General features: G+C 56.2%; 17 protein-coding genes and 2 pseudogenes. 9 read left to right on the top strand and 10 right to left on the bottom strand.

What is annotated here, in order from left to right:
• Positions 1 to 186: 186 nt before the first annotated feature.
• Positions 187 to 858, top strand: a pseudogene (locus tag ACR0NO_RS18780) (ATP-binding cassette domain-containing protein); the annotation flags it as partial.
• Positions 859 to 1,225: 367 nt separating this feature from the next.
• Here the strand turns inward: ACR0NO_RS18780 and ACR0NO_RS18775 are convergent.
• On the bottom strand, positions 1,226 to 2,179 hold the full coding sequence (locus ACR0NO_RS18775; protein ID WP_480725094.1) for a GlxA family transcriptional regulator: 954 nt from the start codon (positions 2,177 to 2,179) through the stop codon (positions 1,226 to 1,228).
• A gap of 82 nt (positions 2,180 to 2,261) precedes the next feature.
• Between ACR0NO_RS18775 and ACR0NO_RS18770 the strand changes: the two genes are divergently transcribed.
• Both ACR0NO_RS18770 and ACR0NO_RS18765 read left to right on the top strand, forming a co-directional pair.
• Complete coding sequence (locus tag ACR0NO_RS18770; RefSeq protein WP_480725092.1) at positions 2,262 to 4,742, top strand: CoA transferase; 2,481 nt, start codon at positions 2,262 to 2,264, stop codon at positions 4,740 to 4,742.
• Between the two features lie 4 nt (positions 4,743 to 4,746).
• On the top strand, positions 4,747 to 6,390 hold the full coding sequence (locus ACR0NO_RS18765) for a N,N-dimethylformamidase beta subunit family domain-containing protein (RefSeq protein WP_480725091.1): 1,644 nt from the start codon (positions 4,747 to 4,749) through the stop codon (positions 6,388 to 6,390).
• A gap of 676 nt (positions 6,391 to 7,066) precedes the next feature.
• Here ACR0NO_RS18765 and ACR0NO_RS18760 read toward each other — a convergent pair.
• From ACR0NO_RS18760 to ACR0NO_RS18725, 8 genes and pseudogenes are all read right to left on the bottom strand, one after another.
• Positions 7,067 to 8,131, bottom strand: a complete 1,065-nt coding sequence (locus tag ACR0NO_RS18760) for an ABC transporter ATP-binding protein (RefSeq protein ID WP_480725089.1) — start codon at positions 8,129 to 8,131, stop codon at positions 7,067 to 7,069.
• A complete protein-coding gene (locus tag ACR0NO_RS18755; RefSeq protein WP_480725087.1) occupies positions 8,131 to 9,378 on the bottom strand; it encodes an MGH1-like glycoside hydrolase domain-containing protein in 1,248 nt (415 codons plus the stop codon). Before ACR0NO_RS18755 ends, ACR0NO_RS18760 begins: the two co-directional genes overlap by 1 nt.
• 5 nt (positions 9,379 to 9,383) lie before the next feature.
• Positions 9,384 to 10,592 carry a carbohydrate ABC transporter permease gene (locus ACR0NO_RS18750; RefSeq protein WP_480725085.1) on the bottom strand — a complete coding sequence of 403 codons (1,209 nt, stop codon included), beginning with the start codon at positions 10,590 to 10,592 and terminating at the stop codon, positions 9,384 to 9,386.
• Positions 10,592 to 11,827: a carbohydrate ABC transporter permease gene (locus ACR0NO_RS18745; protein ID WP_170768190.1), complete on the bottom strand. Its 1,236-nt coding sequence runs from the start codon at positions 11,825 to 11,827 to the stop codon at positions 10,592 to 10,594. The genes ACR0NO_RS18750 and ACR0NO_RS18745 overlap by 1 nt, the downstream gene beginning before the upstream one ends.
• Positions 11,828 to 11,885: 58 nt before the next feature.
• A complete protein-coding gene (locus ACR0NO_RS18740; protein ID WP_170693201.1) occupies positions 11,886 to 13,241 on the bottom strand; it encodes an ABC transporter substrate-binding protein in 1,356 nt (451 codons plus the stop codon).
• A gap of 21 nt (positions 13,242 to 13,262) precedes the next feature.
• Positions 13,263 to 14,393, bottom strand: coding sequence for a LacI family DNA-binding transcriptional regulator (locus ACR0NO_RS18735; protein WP_480725083.1), 1,131 nt, complete (start codon positions 14,391 to 14,393; stop codon positions 13,263 to 13,265).
• Between the two features lie 184 nt (positions 14,394 to 14,577).
• Positions 14,578 to 15,534: an ROK family protein gene (locus tag ACR0NO_RS18730; protein WP_480725136.1), complete on the bottom strand. Its 957-nt coding sequence runs from the start codon at positions 15,532 to 15,534 to the stop codon at positions 14,578 to 14,580.
• A gap of 57 nt (positions 15,535 to 15,591) precedes the next feature.
• A pseudogene (locus tag ACR0NO_RS18725) lies at positions 15,592 to 15,777 on the bottom strand (winged helix-turn-helix transcriptional regulator); the annotation flags it as partial.
• A 188-nt stretch (positions 15,778 to 15,965) separates the two neighbouring features.
• Between ACR0NO_RS18725 and ACR0NO_RS18720 the strand changes: the two are divergent.
• From ACR0NO_RS18720 to ACR0NO_RS18705, 4 genes are all read left to right on the top strand, one after another.
• Positions 15,966 to 16,985 (top strand): substrate-binding domain-containing protein, encoded by a 1,020-nt coding sequence (locus tag ACR0NO_RS18720; protein ID WP_480543138.1) that lies wholly within the window; start codon positions 15,966 to 15,968, stop codon positions 16,983 to 16,985.
• A gap of 116 nt (positions 16,986 to 17,101) precedes the next feature.
• Positions 17,102 to 18,172 carry an ABC transporter permease gene (locus ACR0NO_RS18715; protein ID WP_170380653.1) on the top strand — a complete coding sequence of 357 codons (1,071 nt, stop codon included), beginning with the start codon at positions 17,102 to 17,104 and terminating at the stop codon, positions 18,170 to 18,172.
• Positions 18,172 to 18,954: an ATP-binding cassette domain-containing protein gene (locus ACR0NO_RS18710; RefSeq protein ID WP_480725081.1), complete on the top strand. Its 783-nt coding sequence runs from the start codon at positions 18,172 to 18,174 to the stop codon at positions 18,952 to 18,954. Before ACR0NO_RS18715 ends, ACR0NO_RS18710 begins: the two co-directional genes overlap by 1 nt.
• Positions 18,951 to 19,622, top strand: coding sequence for a nucleoside triphosphate hydrolase (locus ACR0NO_RS18705; protein WP_480725080.1), 672 nt, complete (start codon positions 18,951 to 18,953; stop codon positions 19,620 to 19,622). Before ACR0NO_RS18710 ends, ACR0NO_RS18705 begins: the two co-directional genes overlap by 4 nt.
• A gap of 1,517 nt (positions 19,623 to 21,139) precedes the next feature.
• Here the strand turns inward: ACR0NO_RS18705 and ACR0NO_RS18700 are convergent.
• Positions 21,140 to 22,402 (bottom strand): replication initiation protein, encoded by a 1,263-nt coding sequence (locus tag ACR0NO_RS18700; RefSeq protein ID WP_170380697.1) that lies wholly within the window; start codon positions 22,400 to 22,402, stop codon positions 21,140 to 21,142.
• A gap of 580 nt (positions 22,403 to 22,982) precedes the next feature.
• On the opposite strand from ACR0NO_RS18700, the gene ACR0NO_RS18695 reads away from it, so the two are divergent.
• Both ACR0NO_RS18695 and ACR0NO_RS18690 read left to right on the top strand, forming a co-directional pair.
• Positions 22,983 to 24,368 carry an AAA family ATPase gene (locus tag ACR0NO_RS18695; protein WP_170380699.1) on the top strand — a complete coding sequence of 462 codons (1,386 nt, stop codon included), beginning with the start codon at positions 22,983 to 22,985 and terminating at the stop codon, positions 24,366 to 24,368.
• On the top strand, positions 24,361 to 25,428 hold the full coding sequence (locus ACR0NO_RS18690) for a ParB/RepB/Spo0J family partition protein (RefSeq protein ID WP_480725078.1): 1,068 nt from the start codon (positions 24,361 to 24,363) through the stop codon (positions 25,426 to 25,428). Before ACR0NO_RS18695 ends, ACR0NO_RS18690 begins: the two co-directional genes overlap by 8 nt.
• Positions 25,429 to 25,532: the final 104 nt, after the last annotated feature.

The raw sequence follows: 25,532 nt of genomic DNA, 5'->3' as shown, positions 1-25,532 counted from the left end.
TTACAGCTATGCAGCGATTGCCCAAACTCGGGATATGACCATGGAGATCGAAGACTTGATTCTTTCGATGCGAGACGGGTTGAAATTGGTGTTGGATCCGCGGACCCAACAGCTCAGCTGGGCACTTGACGGAACGCACTACCTTTTTTTCGCTCCGCCTTGGTCGGTCTTGGTACCGCTCCTGGTCGCGCCGGTTTGGGCAAGGCCGACCTTCTGACCGACCGCAAGCACGTGCTCGGACTACAGGATATCCATGTTGATATGCAGGCTGGCGAAACGACCGTGCTCATGGGCCTGTCCGGGTCGGACAAATCGACACTGATCCGCCACCTGAACCGCCTGATCGAACCCACAACGGGCGAGATCCTGTTGGATGGCGAAGACGCAACATAGCCGTTCGCCGCGGACCTGCGCCGTTTGCAACAAAAGAAGATGTCGATGGTGTTCCAGAAATTCGCCCTGCTGCCCCATGGCACGGTCCTGCAAAACGCCGCGATGGCATAGCAAATTCAGGATGTCGACTAACAAACCTGCGAGGATCGGGCGCGCAAATGGTTGGCGCGCGCGGGGCTTAAGGGGTATGAGGCGCGTTATCCTGCACAATTTTCTAGCGGGACGCTACAACGCGTGGGCATTGCACATGCATGGATTTCAAACTCGGACATTGTGCTATTGGACGAGGCATTCTCGGCGCTGGATCCGTTGATCCGCACGGATATGCAGGATCTGCTGCTAGAGTTGTAAGACGAGTTGCACAAAACCATAATCTTCTTCACCTACGATCGGGATGAAGCGCATAAACTGAAAGATCACCTTGTGGTTTTGAAAGACGGCGCTGTGGTGCAACTGGGCGAGCCGCCCGTAAGCGCGAAAATTTGGGAGATCAACGTTTTTCGCAGATTCAATGAGGGTTTCGTTTTTCCTTAAATCAAACGACGACAGCTTTTTGGTACTGAATGTGGTACGGCATGAAGTAGCGCGAACTGCCACTTTCCGTCCTTCGCGACGGAAACAACAGTTTGCTTCAAAGTCTGCTTTAAGGGCCTCTGGGCTTCACCACAGACCTCTATGACAGCAGGTTAGAGACAATGCCCTGCGGTTCGTGGGGATCGTCCCAACGGCCGTTTTTGAACACTTCGATTAGTGTAAGCAATGCTTAGCAAAGCCCGAAAATTTGTTGCTTGCCTTTTGCAGGGCAATTTTCGCAAAGCGTAGGTTGAAATAGTCACAGATTTGCCCGGCGATCCTGAAGCGGATCGGTTACGAAATTCTTGCGCAGGCTGCGTGTCAGGGTGGTCGAACTCGCAAAACCGCAACGCAAAGCGATTTGATCGAGTGAGAGGTCGCTATGTCTAAGCAACTCGCGGGCGCGGGCCAGGCGAAGCAGTAAGTAGTATCGCCCAGGCGTCGTCTGCAATTCTGCCCAGAACAGACGGCGCAAGGACCGTTCAGATATGTGTGCCTGTTCCGCTAGGGCGGGGATAGACAGCGCCGTTTCGAGCGTTTCGGACATGAGCACAACGACACGTTTGAGCTTCGGGGACACCGCTTGCGACAATGCCTGATCGGGATATGAGGCGCCGTGCCGTCGGGCGTTATCGTGTAGGAACATTGCACCGGCATCAAATGCGACCGAGGCGCCAAACCGCTCTCGAATGAATTTCAACATCAGATCAATCGCCGCCGCCGCGCTGCCGCATGTCCAGAAACGGTCGTCTTGCACATGGCGATCGGGAAGGACGTTGACCTCGGGAAACTCCTCGGCGAATTCCTCAAGAAGCTGCCAGTGCAACGTGGCATTCCGAGCGATCAGAAACCCGCCCCGCGCCAACACCCAAGCACCGGTATCGGCTGCAATCACCGTTGCGCTCTGCATAAATTGTCCAAGACTGCGGGCGGCGGTCACGCCTTTGGTGTCGCGAAAGGCGTCGCCACCTATGATAATGACCAGATCAGGTTTGGGCGCGTCTACAATCGACATGTCCGGCGAAACGCTCAGACCGCTGGAACTGCTTACGGTACGGTCGCCATCCGTCAGGATATTCCAGCGGATATCTGCACCGGTTTGATCGCGCACCACCCGCAACGGTTCAAGCAGGCATGCAAGCACCATATTGGAAAAGGCATTGCACAGGAAAACAGAGACGTGGAAGGGATGCATTGGCAGAATAGATCTCATTTTTGGCAGGATGAATATGAAACACGCCCAGACAATTTCATAGATTTGTGGGGGTAAACCGTCGGAACAGGATCCAGTAACCATGCAGAACCGCCAGCTTTCCCACATTCGTGTCCTTGATTTTGGGCATTTTCTGGCCGGACCGCTGGTCGGGATGATGCTGGCCGATCTCGGGGCCGAGGTGATCCGCATTGATCCGCCAGGTGGACCCAGGTGGCAGGACCCCGCTTTCGACATGTTATCGCGTGGCAAGCGTGCGCTTGCGCTTGATCTCAAGACAGCCGACGGACGCAATACGGCGCTAGATCTGGTTCGCCGCGCTGACGTGGTGATCGAGAACTTCCGTCCCGGCGTGATGGAGCGGCTGGGGCTTGGGCCGGAGGCGCTCAGGCATGTGAACGCCGACATCGTCTCGCTTTCGTTGCCCGGGTTTGCGTCAACCGATCCCGAGCTCGCCGGGATGGCAGCCTGGGAAGCGGTGATCGCGGCGCGCACTGGGCAATTTACCGACATGGGGTTGAACCGTCGGCTGATGGGGATCAACCCTTCCTTTACCCCGCTGGGGCTGGCCTCGGCCTATGGTGCCGCATTCGGTGCGATGTCGGTCCTATTTGCGTTGGCCGCGCGGCCCCGGATGGGAGGCGACCACATCGAAGTACCGCTTGCGTCTGCCCTGCTGGAGGGGCTGGTTTACAATTGCGAACAGATCGAGGGCTACCCCGAGCGCTACAAATCTCCGCGTGAGTTGGAGTTGGAGCGGCGCGCGCGCGAAGGCCTGCCCAACAACCTGAGCTTTGCCGAGCTCTCCGAATTTCTTGATCCGTTCTACCGCACCTATACCTGTGCCGATGGACGAGGGTTTTACATCGTATCCTGCTCGATCGTGAACCATCCCCAAAGAGTGCTGGAGGTTCTCGGTCTTGGCGATCTGTTGAAGGAATTGCCGGATTTTGATGTCTATGTCGATCAGGCGGATTGGCCCGCGGAATGGGCTTTGCGCAGCTATCCGGTGGGGGTAGGTGATCGCAGGCGACTGGCTGATGCGATGAAAGCAGCCTTCCTGACCCGTCCTGCGCATGAATGGGAAGAACTTTTCGGAGCGGCTAAGGCTCCGGCCACAGCGCAACGCAGCACGGCCGAATGGCTGGCCGACCCCCATGCGCTGACCTCGGGGCTGGTGGTCGCGCTTGACGATCCCCGCCACGGGCAGATGCGGCAGATGGGCAACGTCGCTTGGCTGGCCGATGATCCAGGCGCAATGGATAAAGCCGCAGGGCCACAGCGGGACGACTTTCGGGATGCGCTGAGCGGTGTTCTTGCAGAGACGCCGCGAATGCCCGTGGGCGGCGACGGCAAAGGCCTCTGGCTTGACGGGCTGAAGGTGCTGGATCTGACAAACGTCATTGCCGGACCGACCATCGGGTCTACACTGGTGCGGTTCGGGGCGCAGGTTACGCTGGTCCAGCCCGTGCAGCCTTCAGTCGATCCGTGGAACGCGGTGGTGTTCGGGTTGCATGCGCAGCGAGGCAAGAAAAGCGTGTTGCTCGATCTGCGCTCGGAACAGGGGCAAGAGGCGCTTTGGCGAATGGTGGAGCGGGCCGATGTGATAACCATGAACGGCACCGATCAACAACGTGATGCACTGGGCCTGAGCGAAGTGCGACTGAAGGAAATAAACCCGCGTCTCATTCTGGTGCAGCTTGATGCGTGGGGCGGACCACGTCGGGGGCCGAAATCGGATCACCTCGGCTATGACGACCTCGCGCAAGCCGCGACAGGTGTGATGACCCGCTTTGGTGGCGGCCCTGAGACACCAGAGGAGCACGCTCATTTCGGTACGATCGACGCGCTGACCGGGCATTGTGCCTGCGTGGCTCTAGGAGCGGCGCTGGAACGGCTCAGGGTGACCGGAAAAGGTGGTGTTGCCCGCGCCTCACTGGCCGCGGCAGGTGAAATGATCCAGGCCCAATTCATGTATGATTTCGAAGGGCGCCCAGCGTTCGACGAGCCTTCAGGACGTGGGGTACGAGGATGGGGGCCGTTCTATCGCTGTTATGCCGCCGCCGATGGCTGGATGTTCTTTGCTGCCCCGACAGAGCGGGAAGCGGCCCTTGAACGGGTGCCTGATCTGTCCGATCTCGTCGGAAAGGATGACACCGAATTGGAAGCCGCCCTTGCCGAGCGGTTTGCGCAAAAACCGGTGACAGACTGGATGCACGTCTTTGCCGCCGGCTCGGTGGGTATCACGCCTCTTGGTTCCCTCCATGACACGCGCGACGCAGGCCTGCAGTTCGAAAGCGACGGTAGGATCGATATCTCAAAGGCGACCTTCCGCGCGGTGCGCCATGATCAGCACCCGATGGGGAAGTGGGTCGACCTTGTCGCGCCCAATGCGGTGCGGCCCGAGGAAGCCTCTATCACGATCCCCGGACCTGCTCCGAAATACGGGCAGGACACGCGCGAAATCCTCGCACGGCTAGGCTATACGAACGAGGAAATCGGGCACATGATCGAAAATGGCGCAGCTGCCGAAAGCTGGTCGGACAAGTATTTGCCGGAGTAGACATATGACACAGGACCACCCCGGACCGGCGACCACGCCGCGTACCCGTGCAAAGGCGCGCCATATCCTTGATAACTACTATATCGGCCCGGCGCGTGACGAGGCGGTTCTGGAAATATGGGGCTACACCTCAGAAATGAGCTATGCACCCGGGGACCGCGTTGCGCTGCACGTGTCCACCACGGCGACGGAATGGGAGCTTGAGATCGGCCGCGACGGGCAGTTCTATGAGCCACTACTGACCAAGAGCGGCCTTCCGGGGGCGCATCATCCAACGCCCCGAGATTGCTCAGTCAAGGGCTGTGGCTGGCCCGAGGCCTATGCCTTCACCATCCCCAATGATTGGGCACCTGGCGGTTATCTGGTCACTTTCCGCGCTCGGAAGGGCGATGATGTGGTTGAAGAACACCATGTCATTCTAATCAGAACCGCGCCCGATGCCTCGCCACCGCCCTATGTTCTGGTTTGTGCAACGGGCACCTGGCTAGCCTATAATTGCTGGGGCGGGTCCAATCACTATGAGGGTATCACAGGGCCGAATGGCGATGCATTTTCACCCATCGTCTCGACACAGCGGCCATGGACTCGTGGGTTCTGCAAACTGCCCGAGGGCGCACCGCGTGCGCTGCGCGAACAGCCGACCAAGCCCGGCGAGATGGTACGCTATCCTTACATGGAGTGGGCCTATGCCTATGGCTATTCCAAGAAATACGCTTCGGCGGGCTGGGCAAGCTATGAACGCCATTTCGCCCGTTGGGCCGAGGCTGAGGGATATGCATTCGACGTGGTCACACAGCACGATCTGCACCGCGACCCTGATCTTCTGAACCGCTATGCCTGTGCCGTTTTCGTTGGCCACGATGAATACTGGAGCGCGGATATGCGCGACGCCGTCGATGCCTATGTCGAATCCGGGGGCCATGTCGCGCGGTTTGCCGGGAATTTTCTGTGGCAGACCCGGATCGAGGACGAAGGCCGCACACAGGTTTGCTACAAATACATCGCAGATCAGGACCCTTTGATGGAGACTGATCAAGAGCATCTTGTCTCGGGTGCGTTCGAGGTGAATCCAGTCAACCGTCCCGGTGCGTCGACCTTCGGTGTCAACGCCCTGCGCGGAGTCTATGCCGGTCTTGGCAACTGTGTTGGCGGCGGTACGGGCGGCTTCACGATCTACCGCGACGAACATTGGGCCTTTCACGGAGCCGGGCTCGGCTATGGTGACGTGCTGGGCGCGCGATCGCGGATTTTCGGCTATGAGGTCGACGGGCTGGACTATCGCTTCGAGGATGGGTTGCCCTTTCCGAACTGCACGGACGGTGCCGTGCCGGAGATCGACATCCTCGCAATGGGGCTCGCCACCAATATCGAGGCAGATCACGGTATTTGGGGTGAAACGCTCTACGTCGGGTCAGCGGATGCGGCGTTCAAAGCGCAGGTGCTCTTCGGAGAGGCCACGCCCGAAACCTTGGACGCCTGCAAACGCGGCAACGGAATGATCATCTCGTGGCGGCGTGGCAAGGGCGAGATATTCACCGCCGCGACCTGCGAATGGATCGCGGGCCTGATCCGGCAGGACGACCAAGTCGAACAGATCACACGCAACGTCCTGAACAGGTTTGGCAAATCGAGGGAACGCTGGCGGTAGCTTCTGCGTCTGTCCGAGCAGCCAGTCCTTGAAGGAGGCAACGTCCTTGTCACTTTCCTGTTCACTGAACCAGAACGGATGTGTCGCAATCTTTCGAGTCTTGTCGACGAGCCTGCGTGATCTTAGGTTTGTACTGATCGAAAAATTTTCGAACAGGTTTTGGCATGAACTCGTCGAAAGGCTGTCATTCCCCAAGGTTGCAGTTTTGCACGCCATAGTTCTATCTGCGGTACACGGTATCCAATCGTGACTTCGAAGATATCATGGCTGAACGCGGCGGCCGGTGGACCGCGCCACTCTCAATAGGTAGGTTCTCAAGACACGCCGATGATCGCTATTCACGCGCATTAGAAAAGCGAACAAAATCCTTAGTCGGCTTCGTTGCTCAGTCAAAATCCAAACAGTCAGGTCAAATTTCTTGAAAACTTGATCGAGCAGGATCATCGCTTCATCAAGTGCAACAGACTGCACATATGCGCGTTCAAGTCGTTCAGATCCGCCTCAGCTGCAATGGACAGTATTGAGATCGCCAACATTACTGGAAGCGGCATTTCTCTAGCTCCAAGCCGGCTGGTTTTCGACTATTTGCCAAGATCTCAGGATAGGGGTGTCCAGTGAGTCGCTGGCTCTGGCCATTCCAGAAGCTTGCGACACATCCCCAAACATCTCAAAAGTGTCACACCCGTTCATCTGGGCTAATCGTCTGCCCTGCCGCGTCGAAAAATTGCAGTTTCTCGGGTGCAAAATACAAGCCGACTTGCGCTCCGGCTTTGATCTGCGTGTCCCCGCCAAGGCGAACAGTCACCTTCTCTTCAAACCCGCAATCGACGATGACGAACATATCGGCGCCAAGATACTCGACCACCTCGACCTTGCCATCGCTGTGACCCGAGCCAGGTTCGACCACACTGATATGTTCCGGACGGATACCCAGCATCGTAGCAGTACCAGTCCGATCAAACGGGCCGCCTCCACCGTTCTCCAGCTGGAACTGATCGCCGGACACGGTGCAGGGAATGACGTTCATTTTCGGACTGCCAATGAACTGCGCCACGAACAAGTTGGCGGGGCGTTCGTATAGTTCGCGTGGGGTCCCGACCTGTGCAATCTTGCCGAATTCCAGCACCACGATACGATCAGCCAGTGTCATCGCTTCGACCTGATCATGAGTCACATAGATCATGGTGCGGTTCAGGCTCTGGTGAAGCTTGGCAATCTCATACCGCATCTCGACCCTAAGAGCGGCGTCCAGGTTGGATAGCGGTTCATCGAACAGGAATGCGGTGGGGTCACGCACAATAGACCGACCGATCGCCACGCGCTGACGCTGACCGCCGGACAGGTCTTTAGGTTTGCGCTCCAAATAGGGTTCCAGCTTGAGTACCTCGGCAGCTTTACCCACGCGTTCAGCAATCTCGCCCTTGGATACGCCCGCCACTTTCAGCGAGAACCCCATATTTTCGGCCACCGTCAAGTGAGGATAAAGCGCATAGGACTGGAACACCATGGTCAGCCCACGCTTCGAAGGCGGATTGTCGGTGACGTCATCCCCATTGATCAAAAGAGACCCGCGCGAGATGTCCTCGAGCCCACCGATCATCCGCAACAGGGTTGATTTACCACAGCCCGACGGGCCGACGAAGACGACGAACTCACCTTCTTCGATCTTTAGGTCGATGCCTTTGATCACCTGCACTTCGCCGAACCATTTTTCGACGGAATTGAGCTCAATGCTGCCCATCAGTTCCTCCCTGCCCAATGCAGCCAGACGGCAGCGGTCCATGTGAATGAGTTGCCCCCAGCGGGACTGCCGGTAATCGGGTCGTAATATTCGGCAAAGCCGTGGCCCGCGATCAGACGACCGGTTTTCAGGCGCAGTGCTTCGGCCTCAACCCCGTGGCCCATATCCTTCAGACCGAACCCCGTCAGCATGTTCATGAACGCCCATGTTGGCCCACGCCAATATCGGCGTTCGTCAAACTTGGGCGATTTGTGATCATAGCTAGGGATTGGGTGCGGGACCGTGGTCAAAACAGTTTTCAAACGGTCCAACATTTGCTGAGATTCAATGCCTGCATACCAACACAGATAGCTCGCATTTGAGACGCTTTCAGCCCATTTTCCCGTATGCGCATTTCGTGAATCAAAGGTGCCCAAAGCCTCGTTCCACAGTGACTTTGCGCCTGCCTCGAGCCGGTCCACGTCATCAGCGAGGCCTTCGGCACTGATCCCCAACTCCTCACTTATCGCCAGCAGATCGCGGGCGGCGCGTAGAGTTGTGAAACTCATCGTCGGATCGGCGACGCGGAATGGGTTCTTCTCTAGCAATTGCTGCTGATCCCAGCCCGCTTCACGCCCAATCTGGACAAGTTTGATGTAGCGGTCATAGTCGTATTTGGTGGGCCGGTCGGCGCTGTTCACGTGGCTCGTGTCGCGACGCTGGTATTCGCCCACGTCTGAGGCATCAATGCTCGCCATTGCGTCGTCCCAGTCCGGTGCATTGTCGCGCCCAGCCTCCCAAGGGTGGGTGGTGCAGACCGCGCCGTGGTCATCGAGACGCCATGTCATGAACCACCGATGCCAGGCCAGCATAGCGGGGAACAGGGCGCGGAGGCGGGCTTCACCAGCCGCGCGGTCTTTCTCCCATACCCGCCGGGCCATGGTGCCCGCCAGCGGTGGCTGCGTTACGCCAGAGGAGGCAATCGGCCCGATGCCGCCCCAGACATCCGGCCCGGGGAAATAGCCCGGATCCGTTTTGTGGAACAGGATGTGGGGAACCATGCCGTCCTCCCACTGGCCTGAGAACAGCGTCTCAAGCTCTGTCCAGGCGCGGTCGATATCGAACTCGGCAAAGCCCAGCGCGGCGATCGCGCTGTCCCAGTTCCATTGGTAGGGATAGAGCCCGCTGGTCGGGATCGTATAGCCACCCCGATCATTGGAGATCAGGATATTGCGTGCTGACTCTGTCGGCGAAGTAAAGTGGTTCATTTCTGTCATCCTTTGACCGAGCCAGCCGTCAGGCCTTTGGTCATGAAACGTTCAAGCCCCAGGAACAGGGCCATGATTGGAACAGTGGCAATCACCGCGCCAGCCATGAGGTGTTGGCGAGGGATTTCCGAGGAGTTCAGCATTGTGACGCCTCGGGTTAGAGTGAATTTCGAGGGATCATCCAGCAGCATGAAGGCCAGTAGGAATTCATTCCAGGCGATCATGAAGACATAGAGCGACACCGAAGCCAGAGCCGGCAGGCTGAGCGGCAGGGTGATCTTCCAGATCACCGCCAAGCGCGAGAGACCATCCATTAGGCCGGCCTCTTCCACTTCGGTCGGGAGACCACGGAAATACCCCTGCAGCATGTACAGGGCAACCGGGATCGTGGTGACCGGGTAGATCATGACGATGCCCAGGATCGAGTTGCGTAGGCCGGTCAGAGAGAATGCGATATAGATCGGCAGCGCCAGAACGATCATCGGCACCATGTAGATCAGCAGGATCGAGCGCGAGAACGCCTTTTGCCCTTTGAACCGGAACCGCGCGACTGCATAGGCCCCCGGAATGCTGAAGGCCAGCGTGATGAAGACCGTCAGAACCGAGACGTAGAAGGACGTCCACAGGTAGGAGCCGAAATTGAAATCACGGAACAGTTCCGTATAGCTGCGGAACAGCGCCCAGCCCTGATCCAGATCCAATGAGAAATCCAGCGGGTTCTGCAACAGCGCCTGCTGCGACTTCAGGCTGGTCATCACCATCACATAGAAGGGGATGACCACGATGGCCGTGAAGAAGATATAGCCGAAACCGGTACAGAACCGGATCACGGCGTCTTCGAACTCGTGACGGGTCAGTTCGCCAAAGGGCAGCTCTTTCAGGATTTCAGCCATCGAAAGATGCATGACGACGGCGATCGAAACCACGGTTATCGAAAGCGACAGCAGCGTTGTGTCCGAGCCAATCAGAACCGGGCCAAAGCCGGTCAGGCAGGTCAGACCCAAAAGGGCGGACACGCCGAGACGCGCCGAGGCATGACGAGCGGGGAAGCGGACATACGCCAGACCAGCCAACGCGCCCCAGAACAGGCTCAGCAGAACCTGCGGACGGAAGGCCGCGCCCGTGGCGAAGGACATGGTGACCGCAATGGTGGTGGCGATTACCACCAGCCACAGCGCGCCCAGGATCGGGCCAGTGATATACCCTTGGCGCATCACAGACCCTCCTCACGGCTGATGAATTTGAAGAAGACAAAGCTGAAGGCGATCAGGCACATCAGGATGACCACGGCCACGGCCGCGCCTGCCCCAATGTTCGATACCGCAAAGGCCTGTTCATAAACGTTCACAGTCAGGGTGCGGGTGCCCGCGTTGCCTCCGGTCAGCAGGAAGATGTCGTCGAACTTGTTGAACGTCCAAATGAAGCGCAGAAGGAACAGGACCGACAGGATGCCCAGCAATTGCGGGATGCTCAGCAGCCAGAACTTCTGGAACGGTGAGGCCCCATCCATATCCGCCGCTTCGTACATGCTGGAGTCGATGGACTGCATCCGCGCCAGAATGAACAGGAAGGACAGCGGGAAGTAACGCCAGATTTCGAACACGGTGACCATGATCAACGCCAGTGGGCGTTCCCCGAAGAAGTTGATCGGCTCGCTGCTCAGCCCCATCTGCACCAGCAGCGCATTAGCCGAGCCTGAGAACGGATCAAACAGCGTGACCCAGGTAAAGGCCACGGCAATGACGGGCGCCACGTAGGGGAACAGGTAAAGACCCCGGATGAACCCCTGCCCCTGGAAGCTCTTGTTCAGCAGCAAGGCCGCGAACAGGCCCATGACCAGCGCGCCAATGGTGCCGAAGACGGTGTAGAAAAGTGTGACCCAAAGCACGCCCCAGAACTCGTCGCCGTCAAACACGCGGGCGAAGTTCTCCAGGCTGAACTCGAAATTTGTCAGCACGCTGGGGCCGCTGCCGGTGACTGTTGGTTCAGACCCTTCAACCAGATCTTCGAAAGCGTCCGGGTCGCCATCGACCGCAACGGGAACGCGAATGCGCTCGCGTTGGCCACCTTCCAGCGTACCAAAGTCGCAGAACAGCTCTTGCCCGTTCAACACACAGGGGGCTGCAACGTCGCCGAGTGGCGTGACGCCGTCGGGTAGGACATCCCGGACTGTCACGCCGTCGATCGCAATATCCTGACTAGAGTTGCGCAGGCGGTATTCGATCCGCAGATCATCACCCGATCCGCGCAGGCTTTCACGCACGACCGGAGCAGGCGGGCGCAGGTCAGACAGGGTGAAGGGCTTGAAGCTGATCCAGAAGATCGCCAGCAAAGGCAGGATCACAACCAGCGACACACTGATGATGGTCGGAGCCAGCAGCGTCCAGGCCAGACGCGCCTCGCGTTTGGCTAACGCCCCGGTTCCTGTCGGTGGGGAGGCCGAAGTCATGGGTTACCTCGAAGGGTTTAGGGGCAGCGGCGCGCACGCCGCTGCAGGTGCCGGGTGGTTACTGAACCTTGGCCAACTCTTCGTTCATCGCCGCAATGGCTGTGGCCGCGTCGATCTCGTCGTCAATATACTGGCGAACGACGCGGTTTATGGCCTGGCTGTTGATCATCTTCGATGCCAGTGCCAGTTGGCCTTCGGCCACGCCCCAGCGCTGCGCCACATCCAGACCGCCAACGATCTCGTCGATCATGGATTGTTCGTACAGCTCGCCCAGGGGCGCTTTGCGGTCGACACCAACAGGCAGCTCTGCCCAGGCTTCCGAGAACGCGGTCGGGTTGTCGGCATTGCCACGACGGACCGGGAACTTGCCTTCTGGCGCGATTGCCAGCGTCTGGGTGTAGCCGTCGTCCATGGCGAATTTCACGAACTCCATCGCCGCATCGGTATCGGCGTCGTTGGTGATACCGAAGTACCGCACATCTCCCCATGCCGCGCCATCGGGGTTTGATGGGCCGGACAGCTTGGTCACGATGCCGGTCTTGCTCGCCAGATCGCGCGAGGTCGGATCATCGTTGATGGTTGGCGGGGCACTGTCACGCAGACCCGCGAGTTCGTCCAGAATAAAGGGCGACCAGATGATCATTGCGGCTTTGCCGTCAAAATACAGCTCGCGCGATTGCTTCCAGAAAAGCTCACCCGGAGGCGACGCCTTGGAGATTGCTTTATAGAAATCCAGAACCTCGGTGGTTTTGGCTTCGTCAAGCGGCTGGAACCCATCGGGACCCACAGGCGACACTCCATTGGCGAGGAAGACATGTTCCAGCACCTGGCTCATGAAGTTTTCGTCCACTTTGGTCGCCGAGACAAAACCGTACATTTCCGGCGGGTTGTGCAGAGCCTCAAGCGCGGCCTGAATATCGGCAAAGCTGTCGGGGGCCTCCAAACCAGCCTCTTCGAACAGGTCCTTGCGGTAGACCACCATCTGGGTCCAGCCATCGACTGGCACCGAGGCGGTTTCGTCGTTGAACGCAGCCATCGCCAAAGCACCGGGGGCGAAAGTGTCAGCGCCTAGTTCTTCGATCACTTCAGTCGCGGCTTCGGTGTCCAGAATACCAGCCTCGGCCCAAGGCAGGGCATATTGCAGCGTGTGATAGACAACGTCCGGCAGGTCGCCAGCCGCAAAAGCGGCCGTCGCGCGCGTGCCCAGATCGCTTTCGGTGACCGGGATCACCTCAACCGTGGTACCGGTTTCAGCTTTAAACTGGTCCGCCATCTCTTGCTGTTTGGCCAGACGTTCAGGTTGCTCCTCTGTGGTCCAAAAACGGATCGTGTCGGCCTGCACGGATAGCGCTGTCAGCGCCAGCGCAAGTGACGAGCCAAGCATCAGCTTCGCAGCTTTGGGTGTTAGTTTCATCGGTGTCCTCCCCGGTTATGTTCACGTCAGATGGTTCAGTTTACGCGCCAATTCGTGTGACGTCAGGTTTGGTGGCCCGTCCGAGTCACCTTCGATCAGGGTGGCCTCGGCCAGCTCTCGCAAGTCTGCAGCCGCTTCGCCACGGATTTGCCTTATCAGTAGGGTCGCCAGCCGTTCACCGGCCGCGCGAGAATCGACGGAAAATGTCGTCAGTGCAGGGCGCGCGTAGCGGCATTCGGGAACGCCATCATAGCCAATCACCGAGATGTCGCGCCCGATTTCGAGCCTCTGATCCTGCGCATCCGCGCAAAATCCCAGCGCGGCCAGATCAGTCGCAAAGACAATCGCCGTTGGAGGTTGATCCAAAGCCATCAGCGCCCGTCCCTGCGCCGCGCCATCTTCACGCGTGCGCGCGCCCTCCAGGATCAATTCCGGATCCAAGGGTAGACCAGCAGCATGCAAACCTTCGGCATATCCGTCACGGCGTAGATGCGCATAGTTGAACTTTGGATCGCTGCCGACAAAGCCTATACGTGTATGTCCCAAATTGCTCAGTCGCAAAACTGCGTTTCGCATCGCGCTTTCACCGGCAATGTCGAACCACGAAGTCTCGTCCCAGTTGTTCGGTTGTCCATAGCCGGTGCGCCCATACAGAATATGAGGTACCCCAAGACTGCGCAGCAGGCCGATACGCGCATCCTTCACCGCTGTCCGCGGCAGAATGAATCCATCGGCCTTCCGCTCCTCGTAAAGGCGGCTAAGCACTTTCAATGTGTCTTTTTCGGAGGTCGCCGTGGAAATGGTCATGGTCCAGTCCAGGCTGCTTGCCGCTGCGCAGGCTCCGGCCAGAAAATCCTGCAAGAAGGGATTATGCTGATCCGGCTCCTCGCTATTGATAACCATAGCTATCGCACGAACTTGTCCGGTTCGGATCGCCTGCGCATGGCTGAGCGGTCGATATCCCAACACCCGAGCTGCTTTTTCCACCCTTGCGCGCGTCGCCGAAGAAATATCTGGATACCCGTTAAGCGCACGCGAAACCGTGCTTTTAGACAAGCCCAGATGCGCAGCCAATTCGTCCAGTTTCACCCGGCCCGTGACGGTTGCGTTACCTGACTGGTCACGCGGTGGATATGAAAGATTCGCGGTCATTCAAGCTATTTGTTCGTTCCGAAACCGGTTTCGGCAACAAAAAAGTTAAAAAAAGTGCAACCTGGCTATTTTTTGGACGCTATCTGAATTGCATCAGAACACTTAAAGAACACGCGGAAGGGCTTTGTCGTAGAGTTGGGACCAATCACGCTGGCGCAGCCAAGGCGTGTCTGTTCGAGGGTCGCTACATCCCAGAAAGCCCAGCATTGGTGTTCAATAGAAACTGGCGGAAAATTGGGCTGCTTGCCGCTCCGATACCGCGGGCGTTTTCTCCGACTGCTGCCGCTTCAACAACTGGTGGAATCAAACCGCGTTTGTCTTGGTTGGCCAGGTAGCGACGAACTCGTGAGACCAGTTCTTCCCGTATTACAGGTGGGAATGCGCCGTCGATGAAAATCGCTTCAAAATCTATGACCGCGCAAATAGACAGCGCAGCCTTGGCCAGTTCCTGTGCCGTGGTACCGATCCAGGGTTCGACATAGCGAGAAATGCTGCTCCAATCCTGCGGCTTTTTCCATAAAATCACCGGATCAATACCCGCTTCTATCAGCCTGTCTTCGAGCAGAAACAGCGATGCAGTGTCGATCAGTTGCTGGCTCTCACCCAAAGGACCCGTTGTCCGCATGGCGCCCAATGCTCCGGCATTGCCTTGGTTGCCCTCAAATACGGTGCCATTCAGGGCAACGCCTCCGCCAATCATCGAGCCGATGAAGAAATAAAAGTAGTCTCTGTACTCGGCCCCGCGACCATAGAGATGTTCGGCGTGACACGCGGCCGTCGCGTCATTGACCACAAAAACCGGCAGGTCGCTGAACTTGGCCACTTCGGAAAAAAAGTTCACGTTTCTCCAGGATTTGAATTTCTGAGCGGCAAGCCCAGACAGGTCGTGCCACTTCCACAACTCGAACGGTGTACCGATCCCTATCCCGCACACACGGTCGCGAAGCTTCTGGGGTTCATTTGCCAGAAGCTCTTGCAATCCTTCCTCCAAAAACCCGAACACAGCTTCTGGAAGCGGGTAGTCATAAGTCGTCGAGAGCTGTTGGCGTGGCTTACCGGTGAAGTCGATCAAAAGAAGATCGGCGCTGCGGCGACCGATCTTCATTCCCACCGACAGGATGCCTTCGGGATTGAGTTCCATGGGGATCGAAGGTTTCCCAACTTTGCCCTTCAACGGCGTCCCACGTTTGAGAATCTCGTCCTTTGCGAGCTTGCGCAGAATGATCGAAACGGTCTGCGGGGACAGGCCCGTCAGCCTCGCGACATCGGCCCCGGCAGCAGGTCCATGCCGTTGTAAAACCGTCAGAATCAGGCGTTCGTTGTGATTACGAACACCGCTTTGGCTTACTCCGCCGGTTAGTATTTTCAGCGCCTCTCTTTCCATTAACCTAAACATAAACACCTTGTTTTCTTATGAAAAGACACGCAGACAAATTAATAAATAAACTTTATTTATTTATTGACACGGAGGCTAGAATCACGGTTTCTTGAGCAGGACCTTCATTGGAGGATGGAGGCGCGCCTTGTCGCTAATTCGCGCGGGGCCACAACAATTTTCTGGGAGGAGACTAAATGAGAAATCTATTTAAGATTGCCGCATCCGCCACAGCGCTGACTTTGGCTGCAGCATCTGCGCAGGCTGCCGGGGAAACCGTCTGCCTGATTACCAAGACCGATACCAACCCCTTCTTTGTCAAGATGAAGGAAGGCGCGACCGCCAAGGCAGAAGAGCTGGGCATGACGCTCAAGGCGTTTGCCGGCAAGGTCGATGGCGACCATGAAACTCAGGTTCAGGCTATCGAGACATGTATTCTCGACGGCGCAAAAGGCATTCTGCTGACGGCATCTGACACAAGTTCGATCGTTCCTGCGGTTAAGCAGGCGCGAGATGCAGGTGTTCTGGTCATTGCGCTGGACACGCCACTTAGCCCGATTGACTCGGCGGACGCGACATTCGCGACGGACAACTACTTGGCCGGTCTGCTGATCGGTCAATGGGCCAAGGCCAAAATGGGTGACGCCGCAGCCGATGCCAAGATCGCGACGCTGGATCTGAACGTCAGTCAGCCGACAGTGGACGTTCTGCGCAATCAGGGTTTCCTCGACGGGTTCGGTGTGGACCTGGCGGATCCGAATGTCATCGGTGACGAAACCGATGCGCGTCTGGTCGGCAGTGACGTGACCGACGGCAACGAAGAAGGCGGCCGCCGCGCGATGGAAAACCTTCTGGCCAAGGATCCATCCATCAACGTTGTTCACACGATCAACGAACCGGCCGCTGCGGGCGCCTATGAAGCTCTGAAATCCATCGGGCGTGAAAACGACGTACTGATCGTTTCAGTCGACGGTGGCTGCCCCGGTGTCCAAAACGTCGAAGCCGGTGTGATCGGTGCGACAAGCCAGCAGTACCCGCTGTTGATGGCGTCGCTTGGTGTTGAGGCCGTGAAGAAATGGGCCGAAGAGGGCGTTAAACCCGAAAACACACCCGGCAAAGACTTCTATGACACGGGCGTAGCGCTCATCACCGACCAGCCAGTTGATGGGGTTGAGTCGCTGTCGGTCGCAGAAGGCTTGGATCTCTGCTGGGGCTAAAGACAGCTCTTTAGGTGAGGCGCGCCGCAGCGCCTCATCAATCCTTTCACCAGCAAATCGAAACTTCCTGTACACTGATTTCGTGGACGCGATGCCAGCCACGAAAAGGGGGAGATATGTCTGAAGCAAACCAAAACGCCCAGGAATTCGAAACCGCCGCCAATGCGTCAGAAACCGTTGCGGAGTTTGAAGATCACCGGCGTGGTGTTCTGGGGAAGTTGCAGCATCTTCTCCACGTCAATCCATCCTTTGTGCCCTTGATCGTTCTGGTTGGCGCGATCGTTATTTTCGGCCTGCTGCTGGGATCAAAATTCTTCTCACCCTTTGCGATGACGCTGATCCTGCAGCAGGTTCAAATCGTCGGCATCGTGGCCGCGGCACAAAGCCTTGTCATTCTGACTGCCGGCATCGACCTAAGCGTCGGCGCGATCATGGTGTTTTCATCCGTCATTATGGGTCAGTTCACCTTCCGCTATGGCATCCCCGTGCCCATAGCCGTGATGTGCGGGCTGGCCATGGGGACCCTGATCGGGGCTCTCAATGGATGGCTGGTCAGTCGCGTAAAGCTGCCGCCCTTTATTGTCACGCTCGGCATGTGGCAGATCGTTCTCGCGACAAACTTCCTGTATTCCGCAAACGAAACAATTCGCAGTCAGGATATCGAGGCCAACGCCCCGTTCCTGCAATTCTTTGGCACAAAATTCAGCGTCGGTGGCGCGACCTTTACGGTTGGTGTTATATTCATGCTCGTTCTGATTTTCGTGCTGGCCTACGCGCTTAAGCACACGGCCTGGGGCCGTCATGTCTATGCGGTGGGGGATGATCCCGAGGCCGCCGAACTATCCGGTGTGAACGTCCACAGAACGCTGATGTCGGTTTATATGTTGTCCGGATTGATCTGTGCCTTTGCAGGCTGGGCCCTTATCGGGCGCATCGGGTCGGTTTCACCTACTTCCGGTCAATTGGCCAATATCGAAAGCATCACTGCGGTTGTGATTGGTGGTATCTCATTGTTCGGCGGACGAGGCTCCATTCTGGGGTCCCTGTTCGGGGCTCTCATCGTCGGTGTCTTTACTCTGGGGCTCAGGCTTCTGGGCGCGGACGCGCAGTGGACCTTCCTGCTTATCGGACTTCTCATCATCGCAGCGGTCGCAGTCGACCAGTGGATCAGAAAGGTATCGGGCTAATGTCAGACACAACTCCAGTCGTCCAAGGCCGCGGGATCGTGAAGCGCTATGGGCACGTTACCGCCATCGACCATTCTGATTTTGAACTGCGCCAGGGGGAAATCCTTGCGGTGATCGGTGATAACGGCGCAGGCAAGTCGTCGATCGTCAAGGCGATCTGCGGTGCCACGATCCCGGACGAAGGCGAGATCCTAATAGAAGGCAAAAAGGTCAACTTCACCTCGCCGATCGACGCCCGGAACATGGGGATCGAGATCGTCTATCAGCAGCTTGCCATGTCCCCTGCCCTGTCGATTGCGGACAACATGTTCATGGGGCGCGAGATTCGCAAACAGGGATTCATGGGCAAATACATGCGTCAGCTGGATCGGCCTGCCATGGAAAAGTTCGCCCGCGAAAAACTGACTGAGCTTGGCCTCATGACCGTGCAGTCAATCAATCAGGCGGTAGAGACACTATCCGGCGGCCAGCGCCAAGGCGTTGCCGTTGCGCGCGCAGCTGCCTTTGCGACCAAGTTCATCATCATGGACGAACCGACGGCGGCTTTGGGCGTCAAGGAAAGCCGCAAGGTGCTTGAGCTGATCCAGGACGTAAGGGCGCGTGGCATTCCGATCATCCTGATTAGCCACAACATGCCGCATGTCTTCGAAGTCGCCGATCGCATCCATGTGCACCGGTTGGGTAAACGCATTTGCACGATCGACCCCAAGGACTACACGATGTCCGATGCGGTGGCCTTCATGACCGGCGCCAAGGAACCTCCAAAAGAGGACGCCGCGTGATCAAGCAGGATGCAAAGCAAGTTTGCGACCTGATCTCCTCCCGGAGGCAGGTTGGGGTTCGGACGATTGTTGCAATCGCCGGCCCCCCTGCATCCGGAAAGTCGACCTTAGCGGAAGCCGTTGTGCAATCGCTAAACGCGCAAAAGAGCTCGGCGGTTCCTTCAGCCACTCTTGTGCCAATGGATGGTTACCATTTGGACAATCGCGTATTGGAGACGCGCGGTTTGCGGGCAAAAAAAGGCGCACCAGAAACCTTCGATGCTTTTGGGTTTTGCAAGGCAATTAAGGCGCTGCAATCCGCGCGACATGAATCCTTTCATCCCATGTTCGACCGCCAAATGGACCTGGCCATCGCCAATGCGATTGCGGTTCATCCTGAAACTCCGATCGTGGTTGTGGAAGGAAACTACCTTTTGATGAAAAGCGACCCGTGGAGGATGTTGGAGGATGTTTTCGCCCTAACGGTTTTTGTCAGCCCCACTTTGGAAGAACTTGAAAGCAGATTGCAGCAGCGCTGGATTAAGCACGGATTTGACCCGGAAACCGCGCTGAAACGCGCGAAAACCAACGATCTGCCCAACGCAGAACGTGTCATCCGCGATAGCCGAAAGGCAGATCTTACACTGAGTCAAAACTACACCGAATTCGGGATGCGCTACGCGTTCTGAACCTGTGTTCTGGTTTCAGCCAGCCCTTGAGGCTGGACCTCTGGACAGCTTCAGGTACAACCGAATCACTCAATCAGACGTCCAGAAAATGATCATGCGCGTTCGAGCGCAGTGAGAAGCAGCGCATGTAAACTCGATCGGTGCTGGAATTCCTTAAACACGTCAAAACTCTGGATTTCATGCTCTCCAAACGGCGAACTAGCCAGCCGCCACAAAACTGATTGCATGGATGCTTTAAGTGACCGGCCCACTGCGAAAGAGTATTTTCGATACAAGCAGAACTAAGTCAGCTGGAATCGAGGCGATGAACAAAATACTCAGAGGCTTTGGTTGCACCATTCCGATAGAGATGTTCAGGCGGAAAGCTCTAAACAACATCATAGAATAGGACCATCGTTCCAACTATAAACGAACTCGCACGTAGCTCGGCTTCAAGCCTTTTGCATCTGCACTCTCAACTCTTGCAGGGATAGAAGTGTAGTAGATGATCCACAAAAGTCTGTTAACGCCGAGAATTTGTCCGTTTCTACAACTCGCAGAATTCGCTGCTTAACCCGCGGGGAAATCGCGATACCTGCACTCAGCAAGGAACTTCGCAACAGAACTTACGAATGTAAGAAATTAGTTTAATCAACAAAATAATGATACTTTTTTATCATTTTTGCTTATTGCAACAGAGTTCCCAATTTCGACCATTTCTGAAGCTTTGTTGCAAAGTTCTGGATTTTGACGTGCTTTGGTTTGGCACGTGGTGGTCCTCGGTCCCACTTCGTCGAAAGCCAACTCATAACTTCCTTCGAAGTTGCGAAGTATCCACGAGGATTGATCCTATTTTCTGTCTCTTTCTGTATCCGATACGGCGTGCCGTACCATTATCTCAAACAGATTATGTCTTAGCCTAGCGTTGTAGTGAAACACACTACGCTTAACCGGCGGGTGATAAAACATGCTAGTGAAATCGCCGACGTTGCGCGCAAACGTTCGGGACCGAGTGACCGCTCCTCGCGGGTGGATGAAGCTAAAAAGCGTGAATGGTGCGCGGGTCACTTTCTACAGAGCTATGGACAAACACGACAATACGCTGGGTTTCATGCGCTCAGAGCATCGGAACAAACCTACCGCTCAAGAACTCGTCGCTCAATTGATTGAACGCAGTGATCTTGCGCGACAGTTTGTGTCGGTATGAGCGGAGCGAACACAGCAGGTATCAAAGCCAAAGAAAATATGCTGATTGGCTTAGGCGGCCCAATCCCAAACATGAGGGTCACGGGGAAACATCTGAGTGAGGTCGTGGGAAAGAACCATCGCTCCAACAAAAGACACACTCGACAGAAATTGTGGTTGGAGACATTCACTTCAGTGACAACAACACCAGAAGGAAGCTAGGTGGTACTCATGATCTGCAAAGTTGAATTCACGCCCAGATACTTTCACTTCCGCTAGTTTGCAGTACTGAAGGCATCAGCCGCGAGTTCGGTGGCAGCTTTTCTTTCAGTCAGTAACATCACGTCAGCGCGTCAAACAGCGAACGCTTCTGGCTCCAGGTCTTCCCAAAACTCGAAGATCGCTGTGGCGTTCAAGCCCGAGCGCCAGCCATGAGATCGAAAATGCTCTCGGTCGAGATCATTGTCCAAACCCGCTAAGAACAACCGCTTGTCTGCATCTCGCTGTGTAGGGTTTCGCCGCGAAACCAGGTCTTCAACGATGGCTAGCTTGCGCGCCCTTGCCTGCCTTTCGGCTGTTCGGACAGCATATGCCTTTTCTTCTGAGGCTTTTTCCGCGACCCGCTTACGCGCAGCTTCGATGGCTTCGGGACTAGGCTCAGGTGTTGGAATTTCCTTCGGGTCTTCGTAGTCATCCCGCAGAGCAGCCGACAAGTATCCGACAGTCGATTTTACACCGCCCTGCCCTTTTACGTAATCGAGCTTCTTCTGGACATAGTCCTCGCCGTGCTCCGCGATCCATTGCCGCGCTAAGCGATCTGACACACCCTGCTTCCTCAGAGTTTTGTACACGGCGAGATTGCGCACCCCATCACTATCGTCGATCTCAAACATCGCCTTTTGCGGATTACCTTTGATTAGAAAACGAATGTCAGTGACGGTTCTACCCTTCTTTTGAAACTCGGGCTCGATCAAAATATCCGAGCTTTTGTTCACCTCCGTGACTGCTGGTTTGATGATCTTTGCGTTGAGGTGTTTGAAACTGGCGTAATAATCACTGCCATCAACACCCATGAGCTTTCGGAACACGTCCAGGGGCCACCAACCAGTCGACCCTGTTCGCACAAATCGGTAGCAGTTTTCATACAATGCAAGCCCATGCCCGGAACTGAAATTTCGCTGTATCTGCACGTTGATCAACGCATAGATTTTTGGATCGTACAGCTTTTGCGCCAGCGCGGGTGAATATGAATACTCGCACACACCCCCCTTGAGTTTGGCAAAACTCAGCAGGGATGAGACGCCCCATTCCTGACGCCCCTGCTCATCCAGCATATCCCATTCCGCGACTGTTTCCGCCAACGCCCGCAAGCTGGCACGCAGAGTGTCAAAGTCGTTTGAATTGTACCCGACCATCATAGCAAGCGTCCGCGCATCAATCGTGTGGGTCTGCGCGGTCGTCAGTGCATCATAGGCGTTCATCAACAAAACATTCGAAAGCTTTCTCTGAAGCAGAGAAAGTTTGCCGCTGATATGTATCGCTGCGACATTCTTCTTAACAGTCTCTCGACGCAAAGCGCCCGAAAGCTGATCCATGTTCAATTGTGTATCCGGCATGATTCTGCCCGGCTGCTCATTTTGCAAAAGCCTGACACAAAAGGTACCTTTGCTTCAATAGTTTTTGGGTACCCAAACACAGGATGAAGGTAATCCCGTATTCGGGTACCTTAAGAATCACCCACGCAAGTTATCCACAGAAATTGAATCAATCCGAGTCCGATCCCGACTTCGCCCCCGGTCCTCAGCGAGAAATCACTTCGAAATAGTGTCTGTTTTCCGCGGATTTTCAGTATCCCGAGAATCAGTCCCCTACTTCCTGATCTTGGGCGCCTGGTGTCCTGTAAACGGATACCCATGATCCCGTAAAATGGTTCTTTTGGAACCGTATTTGGATACTCAAGTATATCTATTACATTGTTTTTATTACGTTCTTCCACGGTAAAGATTCTAAAACATCTAAAAAAATAAAACGTTTTTTGTGCTAATTTCCTTTCATTATGTTTAGTTTCGCCACGAAACCGCCTCTTGCTGTAATCAACTGTGGAAAAAATACCGGAAGAGGATAGTCATCTCCAATAATGTTCGCTACATTTCCCGATATACGTCGCAAAGACGAACATTTTCTGAGGCATCGACAGTGAGTAAAACCAACCAACCTCCCCTGCCCCCATATCTGAACCTCGATCCGGAAATCGCAGCGACGAAGTTGCCTAATCCTATCGGGACATCTCGATTCGCAAAAGCAGCGGCTTTCTGTGCGAAAGGACGCGAAGACCTTGCCCGTAGAGGCTATGCGCCGGATGGTGAAAAGCGACTGCGCCGATTTTCAATTTGGGAAATCACAAAATATCTGATTCCGGTTGCTCCGGCTCATCTGCGGCGTGTTTTAAAAGCGAACCCAGATTTGCCACAAGGCGAAGGTGAGGCGGGCTCTAAGTGGTTCACCCTTGAAGATGTACTAACGCTGCGCAAGCACTTTGCGGCGGAAGGTGTAAGCACCAAGGAATACCTGCCCTACCGACCCGAAGGCCTGCCAGCCAAGGTCGTGGCAGTAGCCAATTTCAAAGGAGGTGTCGGCAAGACATCCACTGCCGCGCATCTGGCCATGTCCGCAGCCCTGGATGGGTATAAGGTCTTGGTTATCGACCTTGATAGCCAAGGTTCGATGACATCAATACTCGGAGGCCAGGTTGCTGATGAGTGGCAAACGGTGTTTCCCCTGGTCGCCAAAGACTATGCGCGCGCGGTACAGGAGGAAAATCGCGTGCGCTCGGCTGCGGCGCAACCCGAAATTCCTCTGGATGAAACTCTGCAGGAAGCTTTGAAAACCACGCCTCAGGACGTGATTCAAAAAACGCATTGGCCCAATATCGACCTGATCGGGGCGCAGCTGAACCTGTATTGGGCCGAGTTCCAGATCCCCGTCTGGCGTATGGGCCTGAGAAGCTGGCCCTTGTGGGACGGTTTGACAAACTTCCTTCAGGATGAAGGCGTTTTGAATGACTATGACGTTGTCTTCCTGGATACGCCTCCTGCTCTTGGGTACCTAACGATCAATGCGCTGGCTGCGGCGGACATTTTGTTGGTGCCGCTGGGGGCTTCGTTCCTGGAATTCGATTCCACCGGTCGTTTCTTCGATATGCTCTATACGACATTCGCCAGCATCGAAGATGGTGAGAACGCTGCGCAACGTGCTGCGGGTTTACCGGAGCTGAAGTTCGAATGGGATGTAGTACGCGCGATCATCACGCGGTTTGACGCAAGCCAGCAGACCGATATGGCCAATGTCATTCAGGCGTATTTCGGGGATTTCATGAATGCCTACAGGCAGGACTATACGGCGCTGGTCGGGCAGGCGGGTGAGCAAGTGAACGGCATTTACGAAGCGGACTATCGCGACTTCAACCGCGAGACGTATGTGCGCGGACGTGAAACTTTCGATAGGACCTATGCCGAATTCAAAGAAGTTCTGATCGGATGCTGGTGGCGCGATGCGCAGATGGGAGGACAGGCAGATGGCTAAACGTAGAAGACTGATTGCACCGGATACAGAGGCGCTTGAACAGCTCGAGGCCGGTTTCGCGGCGAAACCCTCGGTCAGCCCGTTTGAGACCAAATCCGCCCCGCCACCCATCGCGCAAGTCGCGGCCGAGGCAGCATCGCTTGGGGGAATGGCTGCGGTCACGGACCGTGTCGCGCTGGCTCAGGATCAGGGCGATGCCACGCGTTGGCGCGACGCGCAAGAGGCCGGGTTGGTGGCTCAGATGCTGCCACTTGACCAGATCGACGCCGATTTCATCCGACGTGACCGCATGGTCGAAGATGAAGAAGCCATGGCAGAGCTCTTGGAATCCCTTCGCGTCAATGGGCTGAGAACACCGATCGAAGTCACTCCCGAAGGGGATGGCTTCGGTCTGATTTCCGGATTTCGACGGCTTGAAGCGTTCCGACGGCTGGCGGGCACGGATTCTCGGTTCGCCGAAATCCCAGCTTTTGTTCGCAACGCGGGGACGGGTCAGGGGGCCTATGTCTCCATGGTCGAAGAGAACGAGCTGCGCGCCAATCTCACGCCGTATGAGAGAGGACGCATAGCCGTACTGGCGGCAGGGCAGGGGGTTTTCCCGTCGACTGAAGCGGCTGTTGATGTGCTGTTCGCCGCTGCGTCAAAAGCAAAGCGTTCAAAGGTCCGAAGCTTTGCAATGGTCCATGAAAGCCTAGGCGATCTTCTCCAGCACCCGGTCGCCTTGTCAGAGAAGGCCGGCCTAAAGCTGGCATCGGCCATTCGAAGTGGGGCGCAAGCGGTACTTCGCGACGCTTTGGCAGGAGTAGGTCCACTGGATGCTAAGGCCGAATGGGGTATCCTTGAAAAAGCAATGAGTGACTCGTCGGATGCGTCTCAGAGCAAAAGCCGAGGTGGTCGCCCGACAGAAGTTCTACGCCTCCCAAAGAGACCATTGAAGGGTGGGGGAGAGGTTTGGGCAGAAGTCGCATCCGGTGAATTGCGGCTAAAAATCAAGGGGCGTGAACTGGCGCTGGCGGATGCGGAAGCCTTGGTGAACCAACTTTGTGAGCAATTTGAATAGGCAATAGTTGAGGTGCAGGAGGCTGGTAGAGAGGAGGGTAGAATAGCAAATTCACGGGAGTGCGCAAAATATAGAATTATTGAACATTATATTCGGCGAGGCTA

The organism is Ruegeria sp. CL3 (genome assembly GCF_056536505.1).
Note: the sequence above shows the minus strand (reverse complement) of the source record. Positions and strands in the feature narration are given on the sequence as shown.